Source organism: Burkholderia sp. MR1-5-21 (genome assembly GCF_053427715.1).
Map to the genome: position 1 here is coordinate 1 of NZ_JBSAXD010000015.1, position 18,548 is coordinate 18,548.

Here is an 18,548-nt window from a genome sequence, read left to right on the forward strand (position 1 = left end):
CTCGAACGAGGGCTTTTTTGCTTCTTTCCGCTGTGCGCAGAACGTCAAAGCATCACATCCGCACCGGTTTCGCTCGACTTCAGCATGGCGATGCACATTTCCAGCGTGCCCTTCGCCCATTCGCCGTCGTGCAGCGGCGCGCGTCCGTCGACGACCGCGCCATACAGCTCGTCGACCACCTCGGCACGCGGTACGGCCGGCGGCGGCAGCGGCAGCGTTTCGCGCCGCGCGTCGCCGTAGACGACAATCGAATCGGGCAGCGGGCGCACGTCCGCGTGTTCGCACGATACGATCACCGGGCCAAAGTGCTGATGAAAGCGCCGCGGCTCATCCGCAGTGGACAAAGGCGGCTTGTATGCCGAGCCGCCGTATGTGCCCGCGGCCTTGAGCCTGGCCTCGTCGCCCGACGACGCCAGCGTCTCCAGGCGACGCCGGGCGCTGCCGTATGTGTCGGGGCTCGTGCGCTCGCCCATCTCGCCGAACCAGCCGTTCCACTCGTCGGTGTTGAAGTGGCCGTAGCCGTTGTACGACAGCGAAGCATAGGCGCCGTTCTCGAACCAGATCAGCGCCGAATAGGCGCCTTCGGTCGGGCGCGACGGATCCCACCGACCGACGCTTGCACGCAGCCGCGTCGCGCGTGCACCCGCCAGCAGGCGCACGATGTCGACCTGGTGCGCTGCCTGGCTGAAGACGGCACCGCCGCCTTCAGCCGTTGCCAGTTCCTCGGGTCGCCGAGGACGATACAGGTAGTCGGTGTAGTTCACCGCCTGGATCATCTTCACTGCGCCGAAATCGCCGAGGCTGATCAGCTCGCGCGCCCGAAGATACGGCGTATCGAAGCTGTGGCAATGGCCGACGATCAGATGGACGTTCGCCGCGCGGCATGCCGCGATCATCCGATCGCAGTCGGCCGCGGACAGCGCCATCGGTTTTTCGACCAGCACGTGCTTGCCCTTCGCAGCGGCAATTTCGGTGTGCTGCGCGTGGAATTGATGCGGACTGGCAACATAGACGACCTCGACGCTGGCGTCGTTCGCCAACGTCGCCACGTCGTCGTAAGCGGGCGCGCCGAAGTCGGCCGCGAACTGCCGTCGTGCTTCGTCACGCGGGTCGCATGCGGCGACGAGCTGAACCCTGGGATCGCGCAGGAAGGTCGGCAGCATCAGCGAGAATGCCCGTCCCAGTCCTGCGACCCCGATGCGCAATCGGCGCTGTTCCATGGTCGTGGCCCCCGTTATTGCTGGACCTGGTAGTCCGTGGCGATCGCAGAGGGCTGGTCGGCGGGCTCCGGGTTCTGCTTGCTGACGTAACGCGCGTCAAATGTGCGCCAGTCGATTTCCTTCGGCACGACGGCCTGGTACGAACACACGTTCGGCGGAATCGCCTTCGCGCCCGTGCCGATCGCGTCGCCGCCCTGCTGGAGTTCGGCGATCGCATCGATCATCCGACGACGGAATTCGACGATCGCGAGATCGCTTGCGCCGAGACGCTCGTCCGAGCGGTTCGCGATCGGGCCCATCGTCACCCACATCGCGATGTCCTGGTTCGGGAAGCCCGTAATGCCCGTGAAGTTGCCGGCCTTCATCGCTTGACGATCCTGCCAGAAGCGGTTGTCGTGATTGCGCAGCGGACGATAGTACGAGTCGAGATCGATGCCGACCTGCTGACGCAGGAATTTGCGCCAGGTTTCGGTTTCCGGCGTGGTGTCCGGATCGCCCCACGCGATGAAGTAGAACGCCGTGTTCGTGTCGTCCATCGGCACGTTGATGTTCGCGACGTTGTAGAGATTGTTCGGCGGAATCAGCACCGTCCCCGGCGCCACGAACACCGTCGAACGCACATAGTCGTGCGTGCTCGCGTTGAAGATCGGGCGGCGCAGCGCGGCGTAGCGGAAGCCATAGTCGGTGCGTTCGACCTGCAGGCGCGGCGCCTTGTCGGTGGACGGGCGCAGCCAGTTCTTCGAGGTTGCCTCGGCGCCGCCGACGCGCGCCGGCACGAAGTCCGACGAATGCAGGCTGGAGCTGTGTGCGGAGTCGATCGCGCCTTCGAGAATCTGTGCCCAGTTGCACGGCAGGAGCGCTTTCGCGATGCTCACTCGCGTGTCGGCAGTCGGCGCCCAGGCCGGCGGCGCGAACGCGGGGACGGGGTCTTGCGGGCCCATGTACGCCCATACCATGCCGCCCCATTCCTGCACCGGATAGGCCTTGTGCTTGACCTTGTCGGTCATGCAGCTCGAGGCCGGCTCGGAAACCATTTCGAGCACGTTGCCGGCGACGTCGAACTTCCAGCCGTGATACAGGCAGCGCAGGCCGGCGTCTTCATTGCGACCGTAAACGAGCGAGGCGCGGCGGTGCGGGCAGTACTCGTCGAGCACGCCGACGCGGCCGTCCGAATCGCGGAATACGACCAGATCCTCGCCGAACACACGCGCTTTCACCGGGGCGCCGTCCGGCTCGCTTACCTCCTCGGTCAGGCACACCGGCGTCCAGTGCCGGCGCATCAACTGGCCCATCGGCGCGTCGCCTTCGACGCGGCACAGCAATTCGTTTTCTTCGTTGGTCAGCATGTCATGTCTCCCGGCGATCGCTCGCCTTTATCAGCAGGTGTTGACCAACTATATTAGAGATCTAGTTAAAATGGCAAGCGACTTTTCGGGCGTACTCGGGAAACTACGAATGGTCTGGCGGCAGCGATCGTAGCGACGGGGCCAATATGTCGATAGCTCGAGGAATGCTGGCGTGGATGAATCGGGTAGACGAGACCGCGCGAATTCGACCCACGGCCACCATGTCCCCCGCCCACTCAACGCCGCGCCACCTCGCCGCTATCCGCCGACCACCCGCCGCCGAGCGACTTGTACAGCGCGACGAGCGCGAGCGCCGTATCGCGCTCCGTCTGTGCGAGCTTGTCGTCGGCCGCGTGCAACGCGCGCTCCGCATCGAGCACCGGCAGGAAGTCGGTGAGCCCCTGCCGGTAGAGCCGCGTCGCGACCGTCACCGCGTCGCGATCCGCCGTGACTTCCTCGGCGAGCCGGTCGCGCCGCACCTGCGTGCGACCGTATGACGACAGCGCCGTTTCGACGTCGCGCAGCGCGCCCAGCACCGTGCGGCGGTACACGGCAGCCGCTTCGTCGGTACGCGCCTGTTCGGCGCGGACCGCGAAGCGCACCTTGCCCGCATCGAAGATCAGCCAGCTGATGTTGGGGCCGACTTTCAGGTAGCGGCTCGGCATCGCGAGGAATGACGACGCGTCGAGGCTCTGGAGGCCGGCCACGCCCGTCAGCGAAAAGTGCGGATACAGGTCGGACTGCGCGACGCCGATGCGCGCGTTGGCCGCCGCAAGGCGCCGCTCGGCCGCGCGGATGTCGGGGCGGCGCTTCAGCAGGTCCGACGGCAACCCGATCGGCACATCGGCGACGGGCGCGGGAATCGGGCCGGGCGCGTCGAGCTCGGCCAGCACCTGTTCCGGCGGATGCCCGACGAGCGCGCCGATCCGGTAGATCGCCGCGCGCGCGTCCGCCTCGAACGCGGGAATGTCGGACTCCGTGTCGGACACCTGCGCCTGCGCGCGCAGCACGTCGAGGCGCGATGCGAGCCCCGCGTCGAATTGCGAGCGCGTGAGCGCGAGCGCGTCGCGCTGCAATGCCGCATCGTCGCGCGCCACCGCGAGGCGGCGTTGCGCGCCGCGCAGCTCGACGTAGTTGCGCGCGATTTCCGCGAGCAGCGTCAGCATCGCATCGCCGTGGTCGGCAACCGCCGCGTCGTACGACGCATCGGCCGACTCGACGGTGCGCCGCGTGCCGCCGAACACGTCGATTTCCCACGACGCATCGAAGCCGGCCTGGTACAGGTTGCCGTTGGTGCCCTTGCCGAGCCCGCCGGGCTGCACGCCGACCGGCACGTTCGCGCTGCCGTGCGTGCGGTCGTACGCGGCGCCCGCCTCGAGCGTCGGGTAGTAGGCCGAGCCCGCGATCCCCTGCCGTGCGCGCGCCTCGCGCACGCGCGCCTCGGCCGCGTCGAGGTCGGGCGCCGAACGCAGCGCGTCGTCGATCAGGCGGTCGAGCACCGGGTCGCCGAGGTTCTTCCACCACATGTCGGGCGCGGCCTGCGCGGTCGCAAGCGGCGCGGCGGGCCGCTCCGCATAGGTCGCCGGCAGCGCGGGATGCGGCGCGACATAGTCGGGGCCGACCGTGCAGCCGGCGAGCCACGCACAGAACGCCGCGGCCGCGATCGCGGCGATCGACCGGGTGCGCCGCACTGACGGAACAGGCTGCACTGGCAGCGCGGACAGAGCAGACTGAACGGGCCTCATGCCGCGCGCCATCAATTCAGGAATCCGAGCCATGCCGGCAGCTCCCGAATGGCGATGCGCGTTTCGACCGACATGCCGGGCGAGATCCAGCGCAGCGCGTCGCCCGGCTTGTCGAACACGATCTTCACAGGCACGCGCTGCACGACCTTGACGAAATTCCCGGTCGCGTTTTCCGGCGGAAGCAGCGCGAAGCGCGCGCCGGTGCCGCGCTGGATGCTGTCGACGTGGCCGCTCAGGCGCAGGCTCGGGAATGCGTCGACGCGGATCGTGACCGGCTGGCCAGGACGCACGTCGGTGAGCTGCGTTTCCTTGTAGTTCGCGATGATGTACAGCGTTTCCGGCACGACCGACAGCAGCACCTGGCCCGGCTGCACGAAATTGCCGGGCTCGACACTCTTCCGCGCGACGGTGCCGTTCTCGGCCGCATAGACCTTCACGTACGACAGGTTCAGGTTTGCTTGCGACAGCGTCGCGCGCGCCTGCTCGACCGCGGCCTCGGCCGTCAGCGCCTGCGAGCGGGCGAGCCGCGCCTGCGCCTGCGCGGCGTCGATGCGGACCTGCGCGGCGACCGCGGTCGCGCGCGTGCTGGCCGCCGCCGCCTTGCCTTCGTCGACGCGTTCCGACGACACCGCGCGGATGTCCGACACGGACTGCAGGCGGCCGAGATTGGCCTGGGCGAGCCGCGCGTTGGCCTGCGCGACGTCGAGCTCCGCGCGTTGCCGGGCGACGTCCGCATCGGCGACCGGAATCTGGTCCTGCGCTTCGCGCAGCTTGCCCTGCGCATTCGCGAGGCTCGCCTGCGCCTGCGCGAGCTGCACCGCGTAGTCGCGCGGATCGAGCTCGACCAGCAACTGGCCTGCGTGCACCTTGCTGTTGTCGTCGACGTACAGCGTCTTCACGTAGGCCGGGATCTTCGGGATGACCGACACGACATGCGCATCGACGTACGCATCGTCGGTGGTCTTCTCGTACAGGCCGGGCACGACGAAATAGAGCGCGGCGAGCGCGAGGATCGCGACGCCGGAGATGGCGATCGTCAACGAACGGCGGTTGCCGGCTGGCTTCTCGGCCGGCTTCGCGGGCGGATTAGCAGCCGAACTCGCGGCCGACGGCGCGGCGCTCGCCGGGGCGTCGGGCTGCTTGGGCGGCAAGGTTTCGTTCATGGCGATTCTCGGCGGGGAGGGCGTGGTGGCGTCGTGAGACGGCGGGCGGTCACGTGGGTCCTTACTTGGTCTGAACAGGAGTGGGCGGGACGATCGGCAGCACGCACAGCGCGAGCACGCCGACGATCGCCATGAAGGCGAACGCGTCCGCGTACGCATAGGTCGCGGCCTGGCGCGCGCCGTGCTCGGCGAGCACGCGCAGCGCCGCTTGTCCGCCTTCGATCGGCGTATAGCCGCCGTTCGCGCCGAGCGTCGACGCGACCCTGGCGAGCCAGTCGCGGGTGACCGGGTTGTCGACGCGGACATGGTCGTAGAGCCGCGCCGAATGCAGCGTCTCGCGATGCGAGATCAGGATCGTCAGGATCGCGACGCCGAGCGACGCGCCGAACTGCCGGAACGTCATGTACAGCGACACGCCGTCGAGCAGCCGGTTCTGGTCGATGCGCGCGACCGTGCCGCTGCCGACGGCCGGCAGCAGCGGCGCGAGGCAGCACGCATACAGCACCAGCGGCACGACGAAGTACGGGCCCGGCGTGCCGGACGTCATCAGCCGGTTGAACGTGACCATCGACGCGATCAGCAGCAGCAGCGCGATCGCGATCGCCTTGCGCTGGCCGATGCGCGCGATCAGGTCGACCATCGACGGCCGGATCGCGGCCGCGAACAGCGCATACACGCACATGATCTGCCCGGTCTGCGACGCGCTGTAGGTCTGGCCGGCGAGATTGCGCAGGAATTCGGGCAGCACGAACACGCTGCCGGACAGGATCATCCCCGTGAACACGCCGAGTACCGCCGACGACAGCACGTTGCGGTCGAGCAGCAGCTCGAGGCACAGCAGCGGCGTGCGGTTCGACGGGCTCGACTGCCACGCGATGAACAGGATCAGCGCGGCCGCGCACGTGAAGCCCAGCGCGCGCAGGTGGGCGGAGCCGAACCAGTCGTCGATCTCGCCACGGTTGAGGATGATCTGCAGCGACACCAGCGCGATCGCGAGCAGCACGATGCCGGGCCAGTCAGTCGCGATGTGGCGTTCCGACGACGGCCGCGGCAGCGTCGGGAAATGACGGGTGATCAGCCACAGCGCGCCCGCCGCGTACAGCAGGTTCGGCAGCAGGATCAGCCGCCAGTGATAGTGGTCGGTGATGTAGCCGCTCGCGAGCAGGCCCGCGGCGCTCGACAGGTACAGCACCGTCGATACGCGCATCAGCGACGGGCTGCGCTGCGGCTTCGGCATCAGCACGTAGATGCTCGCCCGCCACCAGACGACGAGCCCCGCGCCGGAGAACCCCTGCAGCGCGCGCCAGAACAGCATCGAATCGAGTTCGGGCGACAGCATGACGCCCATCGACGTGGCCGCGAACGCGACGACGGTCGCAAGCAGGAAGCGCTTGTAGCCGACGTGTCCCGCGAGCCAGATCGACACCGGCACGCCGAGGAACAGCGCGCTGCTGTAGACGGTCAGCAGCCAGCTCGCCTCGTCGGCGGACACGCCGAGCGAGCCGGTGAGGTCCGGCAGCACGAGGTTCATGCTGTCGAACGTATAGAACTCCATCCCGGTCGCGAGGCCGAGGCCGAGCAGCAGCAGGCGAACCTGCGCGGGCGTCATCGCGATTGCGGCGGCAGGCGGCGCGGCCGCCGCGGGCGGGGCGGAGGAAGTGGTTTCGCTCATGTCTTGCCAGGCAGGCGCGGCGGCGCGTCGTGATCGGCGCGCCGCCGCGGTACAGGACGGTGCAGGTCAGTGGCCTTCGCTCGCGCCGAACATCGTCTTCGCGTAGATGATGCCGAGGCCGTATGCGCCGCCGAACTGGGCAGCCGTCGTCGTGGTCTGCACGTAGGTGTCCGTGCGCGCCCAGTCGCGCTGCAGTTCGAGCAGGTACTGCAGCGACGTCATCGGACGTGCGCCGGCCTGGATCATGCGCTGCATCGCGCGCTCGTGCGCTTCATCGGACACGTCGCCGCACGCGTCGGCGATCACGTAGACCTCGAAGCCCTGGTCGAGCGCGGACAGCGCCGGGCCGACGATGCAGACCGACGTCCACAGGCCGGCCAGCACGATGCGGCCCTTGCCGATCGCGTTCACGCGCTCGGCGATGCGCGGATCTTCCCAGGTGTTCATCGACGTGCGGTCGATCAGCTTCTCTTCCGGAAACACCGACGTGATTTCTTCGAACATCGGGCCCGAGAAGCTCTTCTCGGCGACGGTCGTGAGGATCGTCGGCACCTTGAACTCCTTCGCGGCCCGGGTGACGAGCGCGGCGTTGTTGCGCAGCGAGACGGCGTCGATGGACTTGGTCGCGAACGACATCTGCGACTGGAAGTCGATCATGATCAGCGTGTGATTGGTCGGATCGAGCAGCGCCTTGCCGGGTTGGGCTTTTGCAGTGGGCATGATGAATCTCCGTTGCAGGTTGGGTGGACAGTCGGACGTGGTTCCCGGGTCAGGCGCCGCGACCGGCCAGATCGGCCGGCCGTCGGGCTGCCCCGGGGACGAAAGTCGTCGCATGCGGCGCAAGGCGCGATGCCGCGGCGCAGCGACGGTTGGGCGAATCAGTGTCAGTGTCGGCAGGTGTCGGCTCGCGTCACTCCTTCCGGCCGGAGCCGGGGATCAGGCCGCAGGCATGCACGCGGCGGCGCGATGGGCCGCATCGCGAACACCTGCGACGGTTCGGCTCATCGGCGCGTCCCGCTTCGTCCGCTACAGGCTCAGCCACGCGGCGAGCGAGTACTGGCCCGCACCGGCGATCACGAGCGTGCCGAACATGATGATCAGCATCCACGCGAACTGCGCCTGCTGCGCGGTCCATTCCGGATGCACGCGCAGCAGCGCGATCGCCGAGATGATCATCACGGGCAGCGACGCGAGCCGCGTCGCGAAGCCGACGATCACGAGCAGCGGGCACAGCACTTCGGCGAAGATCGCGAAGACGATCGACAGCAGCTTGCCGAAATGGAACGGATCCTCGATCGCTTCTTCCTCGCTCGTGAAGTGCCGGATCTTCGGCAATCCGTGCACGATCAGCAGCAGCACGCCGGCGCTGACGCGCAGGAACAGCAGTCCGAGGTCCGTCGTATGCGCGGTGAACTGGGTCAAGGTGTCGTTCATGTCCGGTGGAGCAGGGGGTGCCGATCGTTCCGATGGTGCATGGGGCCGTGTTTCAGAATGCGAAGCAGCTGCAGCCGAGCGCGCCCCAGAAGCCGTTGTCGTCGCTCACGGGCACGTTGCTGCGCCACGCGAACAGGTGGCCGTGACCGTGTACGCCGCACAGTTTCGCGCAACCGTCCACGCACGCGCGCTCGGAGGCGGACGCGACGGGCCGGTAGCGGCTGTAGCCGCCGAATTCGGCCACCGGCGACCACGCGGGGCTGACCGGCAGCGGCGGCGGCGCGAGCGGCGCGAACTCCTCGTCCGCGTGCACGACCTTGCCGTTGACCACCGTCAGCACCGACGACAGGTACTTGATTTGCAGCTCGTCGACCGTGAAGTAGTCGTCCGTCAGCGCCGCGAAATCCGCGTACTGGCCCGGCACCAGCGCACCCTTGCGGTCGTCCTCGCTCGAGAACCACGCGCTGCCGACCGTGTAGCGGCGCAGCGCCTCCATCCGGTCGAGCCGGTTGCGCTCGGTGTACAGCGCGGTGCCGCCGACCGTACGGCCCGACACCATCCAGTACAGCGACACGAACGGGTTGTAGCTCGCGACGCGCGTCGCGTCGGTGCCCGCGCCGACCGGCAGCCCCGCCGCGAGCATCGTGCGGATCGGCGGCGTGCGCGTGGCGGCTTCCGCGCCGTAGCGGGAAATGAAGTATTCGCCCTGATAGGCCATCCGGTGCTGCACCGCGATGCCGCCGCCGAGCGCGGCGATGCGCGCGATGTTCGCGTCGGAAATCGTCTCGCAGTGGTCGAAGAACCAGCGCAGCCCGTTGAACGGAATCTCGCGGTTGACGGCCTCGAACACGTTCAGGAACCGGCTGATCGATTCGTCATACGTCGCGTGCAGCCGGAACGGCCAGCGGTGCTGCACGAGCAGTCGCACGACGGCGGTGAGCTCTTCCTCGAGCGACGCGGGCAGGTCGGGGCGCGGCTCCAGGAAGTCCTCGAAGTCCGCGGCGGAGAACACGAGCATCTCGCCCGCGCCGTTCACGCGCAGGAACTCGTCGCCGTCGCCGGGCTTCGTCATCTTCACCCACTTCGCGAAGTCTTCGATCTCTTTCTTCGCGTTCTGCGTGAACAGGTTGTACGCAATGCGCATCGTCAGTTCGCCGCGCTTCGCGAGGTCCATGATCACTGCGTAATCGTCGGGATACGCCTGATAGCCGCCGCCCGCGTCGATCGCGCTCGTGACGCCGAGGCGGTTCAGCTCGCGCATGAAATGCCGCGTCGAGTTGATCTGGTCGTCGTGGCCGAGCTTCGGCCCCTTCGCGAGCGTCGCGTACAGGATCCCCGCGTTCGGGCGCGCGATCAGCATGCCGGTCGGGTTGCCGTGCCGGTCGCGCTGGATCTCGCCGCCGGGCGGGTTCGGCGTGTCCTTCGTATAGCCGACCGCGCGCAGTGCGGCCCCGTTGAGCAGCGCGCTGTCGTACAGGTGCAGGATGAAGACGGGCGTGTCCGGCGCGATCGCGTTGATCTCGTCGAGCGTCGGCAGGCGCCGCTCGGCGAACTGCAGCTCGTTCCAGCCGCCGACGACGCGCACCCACTGCGGCGCGGGCGTGCGCGCGACCTGGCGGCGCAGCATGTCGAGCGCGTCGGCGAGCGACGGCACGCCGTCCCAGCGCAGTTCCATGTTGAAGTTCAGGCCGCCGCGAATCACGTGCAAATGCGAATCGTTCAGGCCCGGGATCACCGTGCGGCCTTGCAGGTCGACGCGCGGCGTGCCGTCGCGCGCATGGCGCATGATCTCGCGGTCGTTGCCCGACGCGAGGATCCGGCCGTCCTTCACCGCGAGCGCGGTGACGAACGACCGCTTGTCGTCCTGCGTCGCAATCTTGCCGTTGAAAAAGATCGTGTCCGCTACCGCGGCGTCATTCGTCTGGGCTGTCATCTGGCGTTTCCCGTGGGTGCTCGCGATGCGAGCCGTGAGGGCGTGCCGACACGATGCAACATGTCGGCGTCTTGCCCGCAACATTAGGCAAGCCGGCGATGAAAGTCCTGAGAACCACCTGAAATGTTCTGAAAGGCCGTCGATGGCGCGTGCACGCGCTGCGCAGAAGCAAGCACGCCGGCCCGCGATACGGGTACGATCGCGCGCGCAGGCAGCCGACGTTCGTGCGTCGCGTGGAACCGCCAGGACCGTGTCACCCGCGTGACGGATCGCATTGTGCGTTGCGCAAGGCGGTCACAGGCTGGCGCGATCGCGGGCGCGACAGACATGTTCGCGCGCGAGCCGGGCGAGCCGGGATGGGCGAGCCTATCGCGCGACGAATGCGGTCGTTCGCATATTCAGTTTCATCGCCGAGTTTCAACGTCGCCGAGCCGCTGCAGCCGGATCACCAATAGCACTCGTAAAAGAATCCTTGATTACCCAATTCAGCCGGTCGGGAATCCTCATGCGAAACGGCTGTCCGTTTTAATGATCGAAACAGCGGCGGGGGCCGCCTGTCTTGACCGAAACGCCGGCATTCGTCCGGAAAAAAAGACCGGGTTTCGGGGCATTCGTATTTCGGACAATCGTGGCCACATCTTCTGCATCAATTCAAATAATTCGATCGTTGAATTCCAAATATTCAAATCATCACACGTTGTAAATGACGTAGCATAGGGCTCCCGAATGGCGCCCCGTTGTACTTGTATCAGGCGTCGCCGATCGACTCTCGGAAACACCGTCTCGCCATGATCCGGATTGGGCCCCTAGACGTCCTTCTCGACAAACGCGAGGTTCGCCGCGACGGCGAGCCGCTGCGACTCGGCAGCCGCGCGTTCGATGTCCTCGAACTGCTGATCCAGGCCGAAGGCGGCCTGGTATCCAAGGACGAACTCATGCGCCACGTGTGGGCGCATACCATCGTCGAGGAAAACAACCTCCAGGTGCAGATTGCTGCGCTGCGCAAGGCGCTCGGTGCAGACCGCGGCCGGATCGTGACTGTTCCGGGGCGCGGCTACCGGCTCGTCGCCGCGCACGACAGCGTAGGCGCCGAGGCCGACGCCGCCGTGCCGGCCGCGCCTGCGCCGTTCGCGCTGCGGCCCTGCGTCGCGTCCGATGCGTCGGCGCTGGTCGGACGCCAGCACACGATCGCCGACATCCTCGCGGCACTCGAGCGCTCGCGCGTCGTCACGCTGGTGGGCGCGGGCGGCATCGGCAAGACACGCGCGGCGGAGGAAGCGGCCGCGGCCGCGCACGCATGCGCGCAGTTCGAGGACGGCATCGTATTCGTGCCGTTCGCGTCGGTATCGAATCCACGTTTCGCGCTCGATGCGCTCGCGAGCGCGCTCGGGATGCCGCAGCCGGCGGGCGGACTGTCGCTCGACGCGATCGTCGCGCATCTGGCCGGACGCCGCATGCTGCTCGTGCTCGACAACTGCGAGCACCTGATCGACGCCGCCGCGCAGATCGCCGGCGCGATCACCGACGCGCACCCGGGAATCGGCGTGCTGGCGACCAGCCGCGAGGCGCTGCGCATTCCGGGCGAACGGCTGCAGCCGATCCCGCCGCTCGACGTACCGGCGGAGGATGACGGCGACGACACCATCCTGCATGCCGCCGCCGTCCAGCTGTTCGTCGCCCGTGCGCGGGCCAGCGACCCGCGCTTTCCGCTCGATGCGGCGAGCCTGCGGTTGATCGGTTGCGTGTGCCGCCGGCTGGACGGGCTGCCGCTCGCGATCGAACTCGCCGCGGCGCGCGCGGCCGTGCTCGGCATCGAGGTGCTGGCAGAGCATCTCGACGACCATTTCCGGCTGCTGGCAGGCGGCTTCCGGACGGCATTGCCGCGCCACCAGACGCTGAAGGCGATGCTCGACTGGAGCTACCGTCTGCTCGACGACACCGAGCGCGTGCTGCTGCGCGCATTGGGCGTGTTCCTCGACGGTTTTTCACTGGATGCGGTCTATCACATCGCCGACGCGCGCGGCGTGTCGCGGGCTGCGGCGCTCGACGCGCTCGGCGGGCTCGTTGCGAAGTCGCTCGTGATCCGCGAGAGCGCGCACGGCGCGACGCGCTACCGGCTGCTGGCCGTCACGCGCGCGTACGCGTTGCAGCAGCTCGAGGACAACGGTGAACGCAAGGCCGCTGCGCTCGCGCATGCGCGGTATTTCCGGACGCTGCTCGCGCAGACGCCGCGCGCGAGCGACACGGCACAGCCCGGCGCATGGCTCGACGCGTTCCGGCACGAACTCGGCAACCTGCGCACCGCGCTCGACTGGGCGTTCGCGCCGAGCGGCGACCGGACGGTCGGTGTCGAACTCGCGACGATGGCGGTGCCGTGCCTGTTCGACCTGTCGCTCGTCGCCGAATGCTGCGAACGTGCGCGCATCGCGCTCGACGCGACGCTCGATCCGGAGATCGGGCCGGTCTCCGCCGGCACGCGGATGCGGCTGCTCGCGGCCTACGCGGCGTCGCTCGCCTATACGGCCGGGCCGACGCGGGCCGTGCATGACGCGTGGGCCGACGTGCACGCGCTCGCGATCGCCGAACGCGATACCGAATACGAACTGCGCGCGCTATGGGGCCACTGGAGCGCCTGCCAGCAGGCGGGCGACGTGCGCGCCGCGCTGCAGTGGGCCGGCCGGCTGAGCGAGCGGTCCCGGGTGCTCGATCACCCGGCGTCGCAGGTACTGGCGCTGCGCAGCGAAGCCGTCGCGCTGCACTATCTGGGCGAGCAGGACACGGCCCGCGAACAGCTCGACCGGATGCTGGATGCGTACGAGCACGGCGCGCATCGCTGGACGAACCTCGGCATGCACATCGAGCAGGGGATCGTCGCGCAGGCGACGCTGGCGCGGGTGCGCTGGTGCCAGGGCAGCAAGGACGACAAGGACGAAGCGCTGCGGCTCGCGCAGCAGGCGTTCGACAAGGCGTGCGTCTATGCGCACGATCTCGTGACCGGCTATGTGCTGGTCGAAGGGCTGGTGCCGATCGCGCTGCTGTCGGGGGCGCTCGACGTGGCGGCGCAAGGCATCGCCGCGCTGCGCACGTGCGCAGCCCGCGCCGGATGCGCGACCTGGCTCGCGTGCTGCGATTGCTACGACGAATATCTGCGTGCCGATACCGATGCCGGCACGTCGCGGCTGCCGCAGTTCGAGGCGGCGCTCGATGCGCTGCGCGCAACCGGGTTCCGCGCACCGCTCGCGCTGCTGCTCGCGCGCTACGCACGTTGCCTGTACGACGACGGGCGGCTGATCGAAGCGGCCGAAACGTACGCGCTGATGCGGCAGCATGCCGACACCAGCGGAGAGCGCTGGTTCGTGTCGGAACTCGAGCGGTTGCGTGCCGATCTCGCGCTGCCGGCGCGTGCGTTGCATGCGCCGCCCGTTACGCGCCAGGTGCTCGACGCGTGGTGGAACGCTTAGGGCAAGCCCGTCATCGGCGTGAACAGGCGCTGATCAGATCAATGCGGTGAAACGGTCGACGAGGTCGGTGCGGTCGAGTTGCTCGACCCACCAGAGCAGCGCGCGTCCGGCCTCGTCGTCGCGCCACGCGAGATAGCAGTGGGTGGTGTCGCGCATGCCCGTCACCTGGCGCGCGACGAGCTTGCCGTCCGCGATCGCGCGCGCCGCGATGCATTCCGGCAGCGTGCCGACCGCGAGCCCTTCGCATTGCGCGGCGAGCTTCGCGGCGAGCGTCGGCACGGCGAGGTACGGCTGGCCCGCATCGATCGCGACCGAGCGCGGCTGCGATTCGCGCGACGTATCGCTGATCACCGCGCCGCGATACTGGACGACCGACGTCATCGACAACGGCTCGGGCAGTTCGGCGAGCGGATGGTTCGGCGCGACGGCGAACACGTGCTTCAACGAGCCGATCGGCCGCGCGATGATGTTCGGCAGCACCGGCGGTTCGCCCGCCGCGCCGACGACGAGATCCGCGCGGCGTGAAATCAGCGCATCCCAGGTGCCGCCGAGCACTTCGGTCGACAGGCGCAGCCGCGTATCCATGTTGAGCCCGTAGAACGTGTGCACGTACGGCCACAGCGCCTCGAACGGCAGGATTTCGTCGACGCAGATGCGCAACTCCGTTTCCCAGCCGTCCTGAACGCGTTGCGCCTTCAATTCGAGCGCCTCGGCGGCGCGCAGCAGCCGGCGGCCCTCCTCGACGACGACGCGGCCCGCGTGCGTGAGCTTCGCGCGCCGGCCGCTGCGATCGAACAGCGCGATGTCGAGGTCGCTTTCGAGCTTCTGCACGAGATAGCTCAGCGCCGACGGCACGCGGTGCAGGAGTTCGGCGGCCTCGGCGAACGTGCCGGTCCGGTCAATGGCGTCCAGCGCCTCGAGCGCTTCGAATGACAACTTCATCGCGGGTCCAAAAGGGAGAGTGCATCGGATCGTCATGCTACCGGCACGGGCCTGCATTCTCGCACGCGATCAAGAAGATTTCAGTCGTGAATCCCCGAATGGGCGATCGCGCGACGTCGAACAAGCGGTCGCGCAATACGCGTCAAGCCGCCTCGGACAGCGTCGCGCAATCAGGAAAATTCAGGCCCGGTTCAGGACATCTGCACGGCGTTCGCCTAGCGTGTAGACGCGATGCCGGCCCCCAACGACGCCGGCCGCCGCCGTGTGCCACCTCGTGTGCGTACGCGCCGTCTTTCGACAATCGACAATTCACGACACAAAGGAGAACTTGCCATGATCCGGATTCGCGTGGTCTCGGCAGTGGTGGCGGTGGCGGCATCGATCGGTCTGACGCTCGTCGACCCGCCGGTCGCCGCCGCGCAGGATGCGACGCAAGCGGCTTCCGTGCCGATGAGCGCCGCGTCGGCGAAGCAGGTTCGCAAGGCGCAACGCAAGGCGGCCCGCAAGGCCGCGCGGGCGAAGCGCAACGCGGAACTGAGCACGCTCGAGAAGAACGGCTATCGTATGAACGGCGGCAACCAGAACGACTACCCGGAGAATCTCCAGAACGCCGAGCGCAAGGCCGCGGCGGCCAAGGCTGCCGCCGGCGGCGCCGGGACGACTGCCCCGTCGCAGTGATGGCGTGAATGCCGCGACGACACGGCGCCCGCGCGCAGCGGCGCCGTGTCGTACGCACCCGCACCCGCACCCGCACCCGCACCCGCACCCGCACCCGCACCCGCACCCGCACCCGCACCCGCACCCGCACCCGCACCCGCACCCGCACCCGCACCCGCACCCGTTTCCCCGGGCGTGACGCCCATCCGAGTGCAAACGATTGCCGAAATCCTTGCGCATTCGGCAGACTCCATCTCCCTTTGCCAAATGAATTTTCAGGGTTAACGCTCTGTTCAACGCACCGCGCTGGCGTGTATATTTGCATCAACTTATGCAAACGATTGCAAAAAGGATATCATGTCAACGATAGATCGACCGAACGGAATCATCGACGACGTGGCTTCGGTCACGTCGATCGTGAAGGCGGCAATGTCCGGCACGCAGGATGCGCGTCTGAAGGAAATCGTCGATGCGCTCGTCGAGCACGGGCACGCGTTCCTGAAGCAGGTGCGCTTGACCGACGCGGAGTTCGAACAGGGGCTCGCGTTCCTGCGCGAGGTCGGGCAGGCGTGCAACGACCGCCACAACGAAGTCGTGCTGCTCGCCGACGTGCTGGGTTTCTCGACGCTGGTGGCGTTGCTGAACAACGCGGATGCGAGCGGGCGGACGCCGGGCGCGTTGCTGGGGCCGTTCTATCGCGGCGGCGCCCCGGCGTACGACAGCGACCATTGCATCGCGTGCGACGGGTCGCCCGGCGCGCCGCTGTTCGTCCGTGCGCGCGTGCTCGACACGCGCGGCCTGCCGGTCGCGAATGCGCAGGTGGACGTGTGGCAGGCGTCGCCGGTCGGCCTGTACGAGAACCAGGACGACAGCCAGCCCGACCACAACCTGCGCGGCCGCTTCCGCACGGATGCCGACGGCGCGTTCAGCTTCCGCAGCGTGCGTCCGGCAGGCTATCCGGTGCCGACGGACGGTCCGGTCGGCGCGTTGCTCGCCGCCCAGCAGCGCCATCCTTACCGCCCCGCGCACCTGCATTTCGTGATCGTCGCAGACGGCTACGCGACGCTCGTGTCGCAGGTGTTCGCCGACGATTCCGACCATCTGGACACCGACGTCGTGTTCGGCGTGAATCGCCGCCTCGTCGGCACGTTCGAGTACTACACGGCCGGCACCGGCCCGCACTCGGACCAGCACGTCGCGTACTACACGCTCGATTTCGATTTCATCCTGGCCGAAGGGACGCCGACGTACCCGACGCCGCCGATCAAATGATGAGGAATTGTCGATGACCAGCATGCTGCAAGGAAAAGTGGCCGTCGTGTTCGGCGGTACGGGAGGCATCGGCGCCGCGACCGCGATGCGGTTCGCGCGGGCCGGCGCGCGTGTGGTCGTGGTCGGCCAGCACGACGCGGAGAAGGCCCGCCAGGTGGCCGCCGGGTTGCCCGGCGACGGGCATCGCGGCGCGGTCGCGTCGATCACGGACAGCGCCGCGCTGAACGCGCTGGCCGACGACGTGCGCGAGCGCGAAGGACGCGCCGACATTCTCGTGAACGCATCGGGCTTCACGAAGGCGGTCAGGCACGCCGACCTCGATGCGCTGACCGACGAGCTGATCGACGACATCATGAAGGTGAACTGGCGCGGCCAGTTCGCGGCGATCCGCGCGTTCCGCACGCTGCTCGATGCGTCCGGCAGCGGCGTCGTGGTCAACGTGTCGTCGATCGCGGCGACGACGGGCGTCGGCAGCAACATCGCGTACTGCGCGGCGAAGGCCGGCCTCGACGTGATGACGGTCGCGCTCGGCCGCGCGCTCGCGCCGCGGATCCGCGTGCTCAACGTGTCGCCGGGCGTCGTCGACACCGGTTTCGTGCCGGGGCGCGGCGACGATTTCAACGACAAGGCGGCCGCGACCACGCCGCTCGGCCGGATCGGCGCGCCGGACGACGTTGCCGCCGCGATCGAGGCGTGCGCGACGCAGCTCACGTTCAGCACGGGCGTGACGATTGTCGTCGACGGCGGCCGGCGGCTGAACTGACGGACAGGAGAACGACATGCATGCACGCAAGACCCTGATCACCTGCGCGATCACCGGCAACATCACGCGGCCCGACCAGCACCCGCGCCTGCCGGTCACGCCGGAGCAGATCGCCGACGCGTCGCTCGAGGCCGCGCAGGCCGGCGCGGCCGCGGTGCACATTCACGTGCGCGATCCGCAAACCGGCCGCCCGTCGATGGACGTGCGCCTGTACCGCGAAGTCATCGAGCGCATTCGCGCGGTCGACCGCGCACTGATCATCAACCTGACGACCGGCCCCGGCGGACGCTTCATCCCGAGCGACGACGATCCGAAGGTCGCCGCGCCCGGCACGACGCTGCTGCCGCCCGAGAAGCGCGTCGAGCACATTCTCGAGCTGAAGCCGGACATCTGCAGCCTCGACCTGAACACGATGAATTCCGGCGCGGAGGTCGTGATCAACACGCCGAAGAACGTCGAGCGGATGGCGAACGTGATTCGCGAGGCGGGCGTGAAGCCGGAGCTCGAGATCTTCGATTCGGGCGACATCCATCTGGCGCGCGACCTGATCGCGTCGGGCGTGCTCGACGGCCCGGGCCTGTGGACGCTCGTGACGGGCGTCAAGTACGGCTTCGCGGCCTCGCCGGAGACGCTGCTCTATGCGCGCGGCCTGTTGCCGCCCGGTGCGATCTGGTCCGCGTTCGGGATCGGCCGCTACGAGTTTCCGATGGTCGCGCAGGCCTGGCTCGCGGGCGGGCATGTGCGGGTCGGGTTCGAGGACAACCTGTACCTCGAGAAGGGCGTGCTCGCCGACAGCAATGCGGCGCTGGTCGCGCGTGCGAAGGACATCGTGACGATGCTCGGCGGCGAGGTGGCCACCAGCCGCGAAGCGCGCGACATGCTGGGGCTCGCATGAGCGTTCCGTGTGAAAACAGACTGAAAACACACCGTAGGGGAGAAC

Annotated in this window: 15 protein-coding genes; 6 read left to right on the forward strand and 9 right to left on the reverse strand. The window is 68.2% G+C overall.

All coding sequences use genetic code 11. The features are described from left to right. Nucleotides 1-44: 44 nt before the first annotated feature. From ACV229_RS20690 to ACV229_RS20725, 8 genes are all read right to left on the reverse strand, one after another. On the reverse strand, nt 45-1,220 hold the full coding sequence (locus tag ACV229_RS20690; protein ID WP_448084962.1) for a Gfo/Idh/MocA family oxidoreductase: 1,176 nt from the start codon (nt 1,218-1,220) through the stop codon (nt 45-47). 14 nt (nt 1,221-1,234) lie between these two features. Continuing rightward, entirely contained in the window at nt 1,235-2,566 is a 1,332-nt protein-coding gene (locus ACV229_RS20695) for a Rieske 2Fe-2S domain-containing protein (RefSeq protein WP_448084963.1), read from the reverse strand. Nucleotides 2,567-2,802: 236 nt separating this feature from the next. Then, nucleotides 2,803-4,344: an efflux transporter outer membrane subunit gene (locus ACV229_RS20700; protein ID WP_448084964.1), complete on the reverse strand. Its 1,542-nt coding sequence runs from the start codon at nt 4,342-4,344 to the stop codon at nt 2,803-2,805. Continuing rightward, nucleotides 4,323-5,474 carry an HlyD family secretion protein gene (locus tag ACV229_RS20705; RefSeq protein ID WP_448084965.1) on the reverse strand — a complete coding sequence of 384 codons (1,152 nt, stop codon included), beginning with the start codon at nt 5,472-5,474 and terminating at the stop codon, nt 4,323-4,325. The genes ACV229_RS20700 and ACV229_RS20705 overlap by 22 nt, the downstream gene beginning before the upstream one ends. Before the next feature lie 61 nt (nt 5,475-5,535). Continuing rightward, nucleotides 5,536-7,146: an MFS transporter gene (locus ACV229_RS20710; protein WP_448084966.1), complete on the reverse strand. Its 1,611-nt coding sequence runs from the start codon at nt 7,144-7,146 to the stop codon at nt 5,536-5,538. 66 nt (nt 7,147-7,212) lie between these two features. After that, nucleotides 7,213-7,866, reverse strand: a complete 654-nt coding sequence (locus ACV229_RS20715; protein ID WP_448084967.1) for a hydrolase — start codon at nt 7,864-7,866, stop codon at nt 7,213-7,215. A gap of 306 nt (nt 7,867-8,172) precedes the next feature. Then, nucleotides 8,173-8,580 carry a DoxX family protein gene (locus tag ACV229_RS20720; protein ID WP_448084968.1) on the reverse strand — a complete coding sequence of 136 codons (408 nt, stop codon included), beginning with the start codon at nt 8,578-8,580 and terminating at the stop codon, nt 8,173-8,175. A 52-nt stretch (nt 8,581-8,632) separates the two neighbouring features. Next, the gene (locus ACV229_RS20725) at nt 8,633-10,513 is read right to left on the reverse strand and encodes an amidohydrolase (protein ID WP_448084969.1); all 1,881 of its coding nucleotides are present in this window, start codon (nt 10,511-10,513) and stop codon (nt 8,633-8,635) included. Between the two features lie 261 nt (nt 10,514-10,774). Between ACV229_RS20725 and ACV229_RS20730 the strand changes: the two genes are divergently transcribed. Together ACV229_RS20730 and ACV229_RS20735 are read left to right on the forward strand one after the other, a co-directional pair. Continuing rightward, complete coding sequence (locus ACV229_RS20730) at nt 10,775-11,230, forward strand: hypothetical protein (protein ID WP_448084970.1); 456 nt, start codon at nt 10,775-10,777, stop codon at nt 11,228-11,230. A gap of 71 nt (nt 11,231-11,301) precedes the next feature. Then, entirely contained in the window at nt 11,302-13,974 is a 2,673-nt protein-coding gene (locus ACV229_RS20735; RefSeq protein WP_448084971.1) for an ATP-binding protein, read from the forward strand. Nucleotides 13,975-14,007: 33 nt separating this feature from the next. Here ACV229_RS20735 and ACV229_RS20740 read toward each other — a convergent pair whose 3' ends face one another. Continuing rightward, the gene (locus ACV229_RS20740) at nt 14,008-14,916 is read right to left on the reverse strand and encodes a LysR family transcriptional regulator (protein WP_448084972.1); all 909 of its coding nucleotides are present in this window, start codon (nt 14,914-14,916) and stop codon (nt 14,008-14,010) included. Nucleotides 14,917-15,249: 333 nt separating this feature from the next. Here ACV229_RS20740 and ACV229_RS20745 point away from each other — a divergent pair, with 333 nt between their 5' ends. From ACV229_RS20745 to ACV229_RS20760, 4 genes are all read left to right on the forward strand, one after another. Continuing rightward, the gene (locus tag ACV229_RS20745; protein WP_448084973.1) at nt 15,250-15,594 is read left to right on the forward strand and encodes a hypothetical protein; all 345 of its coding nucleotides are present in this window, start codon (nt 15,250-15,252) and stop codon (nt 15,592-15,594) included. Between the two features lie 336 nt (nt 15,595-15,930). Continuing rightward, the gene (locus ACV229_RS20750; protein WP_448084974.1) at nt 15,931-16,845 is read left to right on the forward strand and encodes a dioxygenase family protein; all 915 of its coding nucleotides are present in this window, start codon (nt 15,931-15,933) and stop codon (nt 16,843-16,845) included. A 13-nt stretch (nt 16,846-16,858) separates the two neighbouring features. Further along, a complete protein-coding gene (locus tag ACV229_RS20755; RefSeq protein WP_448084975.1) occupies nt 16,859-17,608 on the forward strand; it encodes an SDR family NAD(P)-dependent oxidoreductase in 750 nt (249 codons plus the stop codon). A gap of 16 nt (nt 17,609-17,624) precedes the next feature. Next, on the forward strand, nt 17,625-18,503 hold the full coding sequence (locus ACV229_RS20760) for a 3-keto-5-aminohexanoate cleavage protein (RefSeq protein ID WP_448084976.1): 879 nt from the start codon (nt 17,625-17,627) through the stop codon (nt 18,501-18,503). The last annotated feature ends 45 nt before the right edge of the window (nt 18,504-18,548 follow it).

Excerpts from the sequence above, each read along its gene's own strand:
- ACV229_RS20705 (WP_448084965.1), bottom strand. The coding sequence starts at position 5,474 with ATGAACGAAACCTTGCCGCCCAAGCAGCCCGACGCCCCGGCGAGCGCC.
- ACV229_RS20725 (WP_448084969.1), bottom strand. The coding sequence starts at position 10,513 with ATGACAGCCCAGACGAATGACGCCGCGGTAGCGGACACGATCTTTTTC.
- ACV229_RS20720 (WP_448084968.1), bottom strand. The coding sequence starts at position 8,580 with ATGAACGACACCTTGACCCAGTTCACCGCGCATACGACGGACCTCGGA.
- ACV229_RS20750 (WP_448084974.1), top strand. The coding sequence starts at position 15,931 with ATGTCAACGATAGATCGACCGAACGGAATCATCGACGACGTGGCTTCG.
- ACV229_RS20690 (WP_448084962.1), bottom strand. The coding sequence starts at position 1,220 with ATGGAACAGCGCCGATTGCGCATCGGGGTCGCAGGACTGGGACGGGCA.
- ACV229_RS20700 (WP_448084964.1), bottom strand. The coding sequence starts at position 4,344 with ATGGCTCGGATTCCTGAATTGATGGCGCGCGGCATGAGGCCCGTTCAG.
- ACV229_RS20695 (WP_448084963.1), bottom strand. The coding sequence starts at position 2,566 with ATGCTGACCAACGAAGAAAACGAATTGCTGTGCCGCGTCGAAGGCGAC.
- ACV229_RS20715 (WP_448084967.1), bottom strand. The coding sequence starts at position 7,866 with ATGCCCACTGCAAAAGCCCAACCCGGCAAGGCGCTGCTCGATCCGACC.
- ACV229_RS20710 (WP_448084966.1), bottom strand. The coding sequence starts at position 7,146 with ATGAGCGAAACCACTTCCTCCGCCCCGCCCGCGGCGGCCGCGCCGCCT.
- ACV229_RS20745 (WP_448084973.1), top strand. The coding sequence starts at position 15,250 with ATGATCCGGATTCGCGTGGTCTCGGCAGTGGTGGCGGTGGCGGCATCG.
- ACV229_RS20755 (WP_448084975.1), top strand. The coding sequence starts at position 16,859 with ATGACCAGCATGCTGCAAGGAAAAGTGGCCGTCGTGTTCGGCGGTACG.
- ACV229_RS20740 (WP_448084972.1), bottom strand. The coding sequence starts at position 14,916 with ATGAAGTTGTCATTCGAAGCGCTCGAGGCGCTGGACGCCATTGACCGG.
- ACV229_RS20735 (WP_448084971.1), top strand. The coding sequence starts at position 11,302 with ATGATCCGGATTGGGCCCCTAGACGTCCTTCTCGACAAACGCGAGGTT.
- ACV229_RS20760 (WP_448084976.1), top strand. The coding sequence starts at position 17,625 with ATGCATGCACGCAAGACCCTGATCACCTGCGCGATCACCGGCAACATC.